Origin of the sequence: Microcoleus sp. CAWBG58 (assembly GCF_020883045.1) — a bacterium.
GTDB lineage: Bacteria > Cyanobacteriota > Cyanobacteriia > Cyanobacteriales > Microcoleaceae > Microcoleus.
Genome location: NZ_JAHRFA010000079.1, coordinates 23,305 through 30,308, shown reverse-complemented (window position 1 = coordinate 30,308; position 7,004 = coordinate 23,305). Strand labels below are relative to the sequence as shown.

Here is a 7,004-nt window from a genome sequence, read left to right as displayed (position 1 = left end):
GCGACTCAAAGTCGATCGCAAGAAGTCTCGCAATTGCAAGCTCAAATCGAGACAGCCAACCAGCATCAAACGCAACTGCAATCTCAAATATCTGAGTTAGAGCATCAGTTAGAAAATGCGACTCAAAGTCGATCGCAATTGGAAGAGCAACTCAATTCTCAAGTCTCACAATTGCAAAATCAAATCGAGATAGCAAATCAACTGCAATCTCAAATATCCGAGTTAGAACATCAGTTAGAAAATGCGACTCAAAGTCGATCGCAAGAAGTCTCGCAATTGCAAGCTCAAATCGAGACAGCCAACCAGCATCAAACGCAACTGCAATCTCAAATATCTGAGTTAGAGCATCAGTTAGAAAATGCGACTCAAACTCGATCGCAATTGGAAGAGCAACTCAATTCTCAACTCTCGGAAATGCAAACTCAAATCGAGACAGCCAATCAGAATCAAGCTCAACTGCACTCTCAAATATCCGAGTTAGAAAATCAGTTAGAAAATGGCAGTCAAACTCGATCGCAATTGGCATCTCAGCTAGAAACTGCAAACAGAGAGCGATCGCACATTTACGCCCAACTCTCGGAAATGCAAAGTCAAATCGAGACAGCCAACCAGAATCAAAATCAACTGCAATCTCAAATATCTGAGTTAGAACATCACTTAGAAACAGTATATCAAGAACGGTTGCAGCCAACATCGGAAATTGCCGCCACAGGGGAAGAGTCACCAAAAGCTGAATTAGTAGATAAAAATGCCGAGTCAACCCGAAACTCAGGAATTGGGAAAAATCAAGAAATTGTAGTTTCTCAGCAAGGCGAAGGTGACTGTACCACTATTAGCGAAGCCCTAAAAAATGCTGTTTCTGGTACGCGAATTTACGTGCATCCGGGTGTGTACAAAGAAAGTATAATAATCGACAAATCTGTGGAAATTATCGGCAACATAGAAGCGGGTAGCGTCACTCTTGAAAGCAGCGAGTCTAACTGCATTCAAATGGCAACAGACAGCGCTTTAGTGCGAGGATTGACAATGAAAACAACAGGGAAATATTACGCTGTAGATATTCGCCAAGGCGAGTTAATCGTAGAAGACAGCGATATCACTTCTGCCAACTATTCTGTAGTGGGAATTTGCGGCTCTAATGCCGATTCGGTAATCCGTCGCTGTCAAATTCATGATGGAATATGGAACGGAATCTTTATCTCAGATAATGGCAAAGCAACGGTGGAAGATTGCACTATCTATAATAACGGCACTCTGGGAATAGGTGTCGGATTGGGAGGAAAATTGATTGCGCGTCGGTGTAGAATTAATGGTAATGAAGGTGAGGCGATCGCAGTTTACAGAGATAGTATTGCTACGGTGGATAATTGCGATTTAACCGGCAATACTGGGGGTGCTTGGCGGATTGCAGATAACGGATATATTCGCGGGAAAGGCAATCAAGAATAGAAGAAGTCATTAGTCATTAGTCATTAGCGCGAGCGTCCCCGCTCGCGAACGTCCAACGTCATTAGCGCGAGCGTCCCCGCTCGCGAACGTCCAACGTCATTAGTCATTCAGTCGGTCAACTGTCAACTGTCAACTGTCAACTGTCAACTGTCAAAAGACTTAACCGCATTTGCCAAATCCGCCGCATACTCTTCGTGCAAGCCCAAGGAACCCGGAATAACTCGCGATTCCACTCCGGGTAATTGGGCTAATACTTCCATTTCCGCCTTAGATTTGGGCGGTGCTTTCTCAGCAATTACAACCATCACCGGTACTGCTAATTCTTGGAAGTTGGCGACAAATTCTTCTCGGGTTTTTGCCGGATCTAAACCACCAGTTACAAAAGCCGCCGAACCAAATCTCGCACCCGCTTTCTGAGTAACTTTCCACTTGTTTTGGATAAAATCGGGGGTGACTTTTGCTGCATCCGCGTAGACGTGGCGGCGGTACATGAAACCCAGGAATGACGGCGCAGTGTTCAGTTTGTAGAGGAATTGACCGAGTAAGGGCGATCGTACTAATTCTCTCACAACTCCGTGCCAGTCGCTTTGCTGTTTGCTCATCGTCGGTAAAGGCCCGCGCCAAGTCGGTGCAGCTAACACAATTTTTGACCAAACATTCGGCTTTGACTGCGCTAATTGCATAGCATAACCCGCAGCGTGACCGGCCGCAACTACAGCCACAGGACTGCTAAAAGTAGACTCAACAAAATCCTGAATAAATTGATGGTATAATTGCGGTTCGTAGTCTGTGCGCGGGCGATCCGAGTCGCCAAAACCAGGCCAATCTACACTCACAACTTGAAAGTTAGGAGCCAACAATTCTGCTAAAGGACGCATTTCTGCTCGTGTTGAAACCGTACTGAAAGCTGGCAGCAATAATACGGTGTTTCCCTGTCCTCTAGTTTCGTAAATAACTTTGATTTGCGTTCCTTTCCACTTCCAAAGATATTCTTGAACTGTCGCCGGATATCTGCCATAATTAGATTGGATTAAATCAGCAGTCTGAGTCACGATTTTTGCTCCTGTTAATTTACTTCTGCTTGGGCGGTAACTTCGCAAGCCAGTGCCTTATTTCTCATCATTTGAAAAATGTTGTAAAATCCGTTAGCGCGGGAAGGTGTCAGGCTGACATTCAATCCCGTATCTTGAATAAAATCTGGGGTAACGCTGACTATTTCCGCAGGCGTCAATCCGCTCAAACCTTCCACGAGCAAGCCAACTAATCCTTTGACTAGCTGAGCGTCTGAATCGCCTTCAAAGGAAACTTTTCCGTCGGCTAAAGTTGCGGTAATATAAACTTGTGACACGCAGCCAGAAACTTTGTTTTCTGGCAGTTTATTGCTTTCGGGAAATGGTGGGAGTCGCTTGGCATACCACAGCAGTTGTTCGTAGCGCTGTTTCGGATCGGAGTGTCGCTGGAAGCGCTGGACAATTTTAGCTAGAGTTGGCGGTAGCGCAGTATTTGCGGACATGATTTCGAGTAGCGGTTTACATCGCTAATATTATACATTTCATTTTAGCAGTCGGTGCGGGCGATCGCCAATCAGAATAGGTTATTGTAGAGACAAATTGCGTGAAGCGTTCGCTCTCCCCTTCCCGAAGGCTAGCTATCCCGTTATTAATCGCCCTACAAATCTCAACGGAGGAAATATGGTATTTGGTGCAGTTGACGAACATTGGTGCCGAGTTGTGATGAATCGCGAAACTCGCAACATCGTTAAAAGCTTGCAGCCCGATCGATTAAATACCTTAGAAATCTCTGGCGACAGTTGGGGCAAATTAGAATCTTTTCAAAGCTATAAATCCCTCAACTATCCAGAGTTTGACATTTGCGAGTGTTGCCTCGATCAAACATTTGATTTAATCATTGCCGAACAGATATTTGAACATTTACTTTGGCCTTACCGCGCTGGCAAAAATATCTATCAAATGCTCGACAAAAACGGTTATTTTTTAATAACTATACCGTTTTTGATTCGGATTCACGATTACCCTAACGACTGCTCTCGCTGGACAGAAACAGGAATCAAATACCTGCTGGCTGAATGCGGTTTCAATTTAGAGCGCATCCAAACAGGCTCTTGGGGAAACCGCGCTTGTATTGTGGCAAACTTCTCAAAATGGGAATATTACAATGCTTCCATTCATTCGTTAGCAAATGAGCCGGATTTTCCCTTAGTAGTATGGGCTTTGGCGCAGAAATAATACCCCGATCGCCGGCTTGTCGATCGCCAATCGGTATAAATTATTGTAGAGCCCAAGTGCGATCGCCCACAAATATCAAATGTCGCAACGATCGCGATATTACCAAAAAAACATTCGCTTTCTGGGCGCTCAAGTCAGATCCAGAGGCGGCAAGCCGCGCAACTGCCGCAGCGAGTTGATACACAACTGACAGTCGCAGCCAAACAGCGCCGCCGCCGCATCGCTTTCTTCTTCGGTAAAATCCAGCATCGCCACAGGCTGGCCATCCCGCGGCTGCCAACCAATTGTTTGTTTAGCATTAGCAGCAGCGGTTTTCGCGGGAAGGCGCACGCAACTCAGACGTTGGGTGTGGGGCGATCGCACGCAGGTTGGTGCATCAGCCGATTTACCCGGTGTTTCGCCTATGTTTTGAGCATTTTGGGCGATCGCGCTCAAAGACATCAGAGATCCAAACAGCGTCGGACTTACAAGCAAAGTGAGGAGCAATCTATTCATGTGTCGTCCTTAAGAACTTCAACGTACACAGTAGCGGATTATCTGTGGCAATTCAACAAGGTTTTTGGCTTGCATCAGTACAGTTTGCCGTTATTAAGGTTTAAAATCCGAATATTTTTCGATCAAACTTGCAATAATTCCCCGTATTGGCAAGCAGATTTTTGCGATCGCGATCGCCTGTGCTTCCCAGTTTAAGATTTGTTGCAAGTTTAGATAATTCCCCTAGCTAGTGATAACAAAATCATTCAATGTGGGTAAAATAATGTCAGTCAGGGCAACTCGAAGCAGCGCGCAAGTTTACATCAGAAACCAGGTGGGGAGTGATGAGTACAGTTTTAGTTGTGGAAGATTCCCGCAGCCAGCGGGAGTGCATTTCACATCAGTTGAGATGCAGTGGATTAAATGTAATTCAAGCATCTGACGGTGTAGAAGCACTAGATAAAGTTGAGAGAAATTACCCGGATTTAGTATTATTAGATATCGTAATGCCCCGCATGGACGGTTACGGTGTTTGCCGTTTAATTAAAGCTAATCCCGAAACTCGGAATATACCAGTAATATTTTTAACCGGGAAGGGACAGCAGCTAGCTTTGTTCTCCAGGGCGATCGATCGCGCCGAGGCGTATGTTAGCAAACCTTGGCAGCCCAGGGAACTTTTGGCAACCATCAAAAAAGTATTGATTAATGCCAATATTAAGTTCGATCGGGCTTCGGCTGACGCTTGGACGGAATACGGCATTTTAAACTTAAGTACGATCGAATTGTACCAAAGTCGCGCCGATGCTTGGACAAAATACAGCGCCCAAATTATTAAATTGTACGATACCAGCATAGCAGCTTTCCAGCAAGCTTTGGCAATTGAACCGACTCACTCGACGGCCAACAAATATCGCAACCGAGTTCAGGCTATCCGGGCAATTTTGATGAAAAAAATTGAGCAAAATCAACCTTGCAAAGTTTGCGATTATTATTACGGCAAAGATGGTATAAATTGTGCAGTACATCCCGCTGGTCGCCCTCAGCCTTTTTGTCGCGATTGGGAGTTTAATTAATTAAAATACAATGAAAACAAATAACCGCACTAACTTGGAACAACTGCTGCAAGAAAGAAACGAAAATCCCCAAAGAACGGCAGAAATTGATGCCAAAATTAATGCGACTTTCCGCCAAGAACACACGATATTGGTAATGGATATGTCGGGATTTTCGCGAACGACTGTTCGCTACGGAATCATTCATTTTCTGGCAATGATTCACCGGATGCACGGAATTGTCAAACCGATAATTGCAGAATATGACGGTACTGTTGTCAAGGAGGAAGCAGACAATATTTTTGCAGTATTTCCCGATGTAAAATCTGCTGTGGAATCTGCAATTGAATCTCTGAAACAAACGGTAGCTGTCAACACGACTCTGCCGCCGGATATGGATATTTACCTCTGCATTGGTATTGGCTGCGGCGATGTTTTGATGCTGGAAGGAGAGGATATGTACGGTTCGGAATTTAATCTAGCAGCCAAGCTGGGAGAGGATTTGGCGGAACGGGGAGAGATTTTGCTTACCTCAGCAGCGTTTGAAAAGTTTGAAGGTGATAAGCAAGATTGGGAAAGAATAGATTTTTCGATTTCGGGTTTAGATTTGGTGGCGTACAAGCAGGTATCATCTACTTAATTTATCTCAGGTTTTTTTCACAATACCCGAAAATAAAATTAATAATCTCCCGTGTTAAATCAAAGAAACCGGGTTTTTTCTGAATCTCTCGACTACGACATAGCATTTTAGTAAAAACCCGGTTTCTCACTACGCGTCCAGGAATATTAAATTTAAAATTAATGATTAACGAACCCAAAAATTGGAAAACTATTAATTTATCTGCGATTAAGCAGCGGCTGGCTTGGGTACAACAACAGCCGGATGGAGTTGTATTTTGCAAAGAGTCGGGAGTTCATTATGTTGCAGTTAGAAAAGATAAAGGTCAAATTAAGCTATGTTTAGTAGAAAAAGTGAATTTGTATACAGATTTATTGCAATCTGTGTTCAACCTCAACAATCCTCTGCATTTAGTTTCAGAATATACCCAAGCGATGATGTTGGGTTTATTGTGGCAAAATCAACCTAAAAAAGTTTATATAGCTGGGTTTGGCGGCGGCAGAATTCCGTTAGTTATGCACCATTATTTGCCGGAAACTGTTGTAGAATGTGCTGATGTAGATGCGATCGCCCTGGAAGCAGCCATCAAGTGTTTTGGAGTGCACTTCGACAGCAGACTCAGCGTCGCAATCCAAGATGGGAGAGAGTACCTAGAACAGCAAAGCCCAGATATACAGTATGATGTCATCATGACTGACGTGTTTTTTGGCAACGGCTACTTTCCGCACCGGTTAGCAACTAAAGAATTTTATGAACTTTGCCAAAAACATTTGTCAACCGCCGGAGTTGTTTTAGTAAATCTGCTGCAAAGAGATGAGTTTTATGCCCAAAAGGTGAAGACTTTTCAAAGTGTGTTTTCCCAGGTATACGTCTGCCCTTGGAAGGATATTAATAGTGTTTTAATTGGGACTAACGGCCCTATTTTAGAGAAAGACGAGATTGTTTCCAGGGCAAAATACGTGCAAGATGGACATGAATTTTCCTTTTCCTTGACAGACAGAGCTCTTGATGTGAAAATAGGTTCAGAATTGGGTAAAATTATACCCGATCTAGACAAAGCTCAAATTTTGACCGACGATTTGCCACCTGCGGGTTATTTTGATTGCTGGTTATTTTGATTGATATCAAACACCACAAAACTGGTTCGTAGTAATGCTGCGGACT

At 44.0% G+C, this 7,004-nt stretch carries 8 protein-coding genes; 5 read left to right on the top strand and 3 right to left on the bottom strand.

Annotation, left to right across the window (positions count from 1 at the left end):
* Positions 1-1,449, top strand: a 1,449-nt coding sequence (locus QZ918_RS26545; RefSeq protein WP_293340417.1) for a right-handed parallel beta-helix repeat-containing protein, incomplete at its 5' end; no start/stop codon positions are given.
* Positions 1,450-1,592: 143 nt separating this feature from the next.
* On the opposite strand, the gene QZ918_RS26540 is transcribed toward QZ918_RS26545, so the two are convergent.
* Entirely contained in the window at positions 1,593-2,501 is a 909-nt protein-coding gene (locus QZ918_RS26540) for an alpha/beta fold hydrolase (RefSeq protein ID WP_293340415.1), read from the bottom strand.
* Positions 2,502-2,515: 14 nt separating this feature from the next.
* Complete coding sequence (locus QZ918_RS26535) at positions 2,516-2,962, bottom strand: SufE family protein (protein WP_293340413.1); 447 nt, start codon at positions 2,960-2,962, stop codon at positions 2,516-2,518.
* A 178-nt stretch (positions 2,963-3,140) separates the two neighbouring features.
* Between QZ918_RS26535 and QZ918_RS26530 the strand changes: the two genes are divergently transcribed.
* Positions 3,141-3,695 (top strand): methyltransferase domain-containing protein, encoded by a 555-nt coding sequence (locus tag QZ918_RS26530; RefSeq protein WP_293340411.1) that lies wholly within the window; start codon positions 3,141-3,143, stop codon positions 3,693-3,695.
* Between the two features lie 129 nt (positions 3,696-3,824).
* Here QZ918_RS26530 and QZ918_RS26525 read toward each other — a convergent pair whose 3' ends face one another.
* On the bottom strand, positions 3,825-4,190 hold the full coding sequence (locus QZ918_RS26525) for a hypothetical protein (RefSeq protein ID WP_293340410.1): 366 nt from the start codon (positions 4,188-4,190) through the stop codon (positions 3,825-3,827).
* Between the two features lie 323 nt (positions 4,191-4,513).
* Here QZ918_RS26525 and QZ918_RS26520 point away from each other — a divergent pair, with 323 nt between their 5' ends.
* The 3 genes from QZ918_RS26520 (at position 4,514) to QZ918_RS26510 (ending at position 6,958) form a co-directional block, all read left to right on the top strand.
* Positions 4,514-5,242 carry a response regulator gene (locus tag QZ918_RS26520; protein ID WP_293340408.1) on the top strand — a complete coding sequence of 243 codons (729 nt, stop codon included), beginning with the start codon at positions 4,514-4,516 and terminating at the stop codon, positions 5,240-5,242.
* Positions 5,243-5,252: 10 nt separating this feature from the next.
* Entirely contained in the window at positions 5,253-5,861 is a 609-nt protein-coding gene (locus QZ918_RS26515; RefSeq protein ID WP_293340407.1) for an adenylate/guanylate cyclase domain-containing protein, read from the top strand.
* A 161-nt stretch (positions 5,862-6,022) separates the two neighbouring features.
* Positions 6,023-6,958 carry a spermidine synthase gene (locus QZ918_RS26510; protein WP_293340405.1) on the top strand — a complete coding sequence of 312 codons (936 nt, stop codon included), beginning with the start codon at positions 6,023-6,025 and terminating at the stop codon, positions 6,956-6,958.
* Positions 6,959-7,004 lie beyond the last annotated feature (46 nt).

Excerpts from the sequence above, each read along its gene's own strand:
- QZ918_RS26535 (WP_293340413.1), bottom strand. The coding sequence starts at position 2,962 with ATGTCCGCAAATACTGCGCTACCGCCAACTCTAGCTAAAATTGTCCAG.
- QZ918_RS26515 (WP_293340407.1), top strand. The coding sequence starts at position 5,253 with ATGAAAACAAATAACCGCACTAACTTGGAACAACTGCTGCAAGAAAGA.
- QZ918_RS26530 (WP_293340411.1), top strand. The coding sequence starts at position 3,141 with ATGGTATTTGGTGCAGTTGACGAACATTGGTGCCGAGTTGTGATGAAT.
- QZ918_RS26520 (WP_293340408.1), top strand. The coding sequence starts at position 4,514 with ATGAGTACAGTTTTAGTTGTGGAAGATTCCCGCAGCCAGCGGGAGTGC.
- QZ918_RS26525 (WP_293340410.1), bottom strand. The coding sequence starts at position 4,190 with ATGAATAGATTGCTCCTCACTTTGCTTGTAAGTCCGACGCTGTTTGGA.
- QZ918_RS26510 (WP_293340405.1), top strand. The coding sequence starts at position 6,023 with ATGATTAACGAACCCAAAAATTGGAAAACTATTAATTTATCTGCGATT.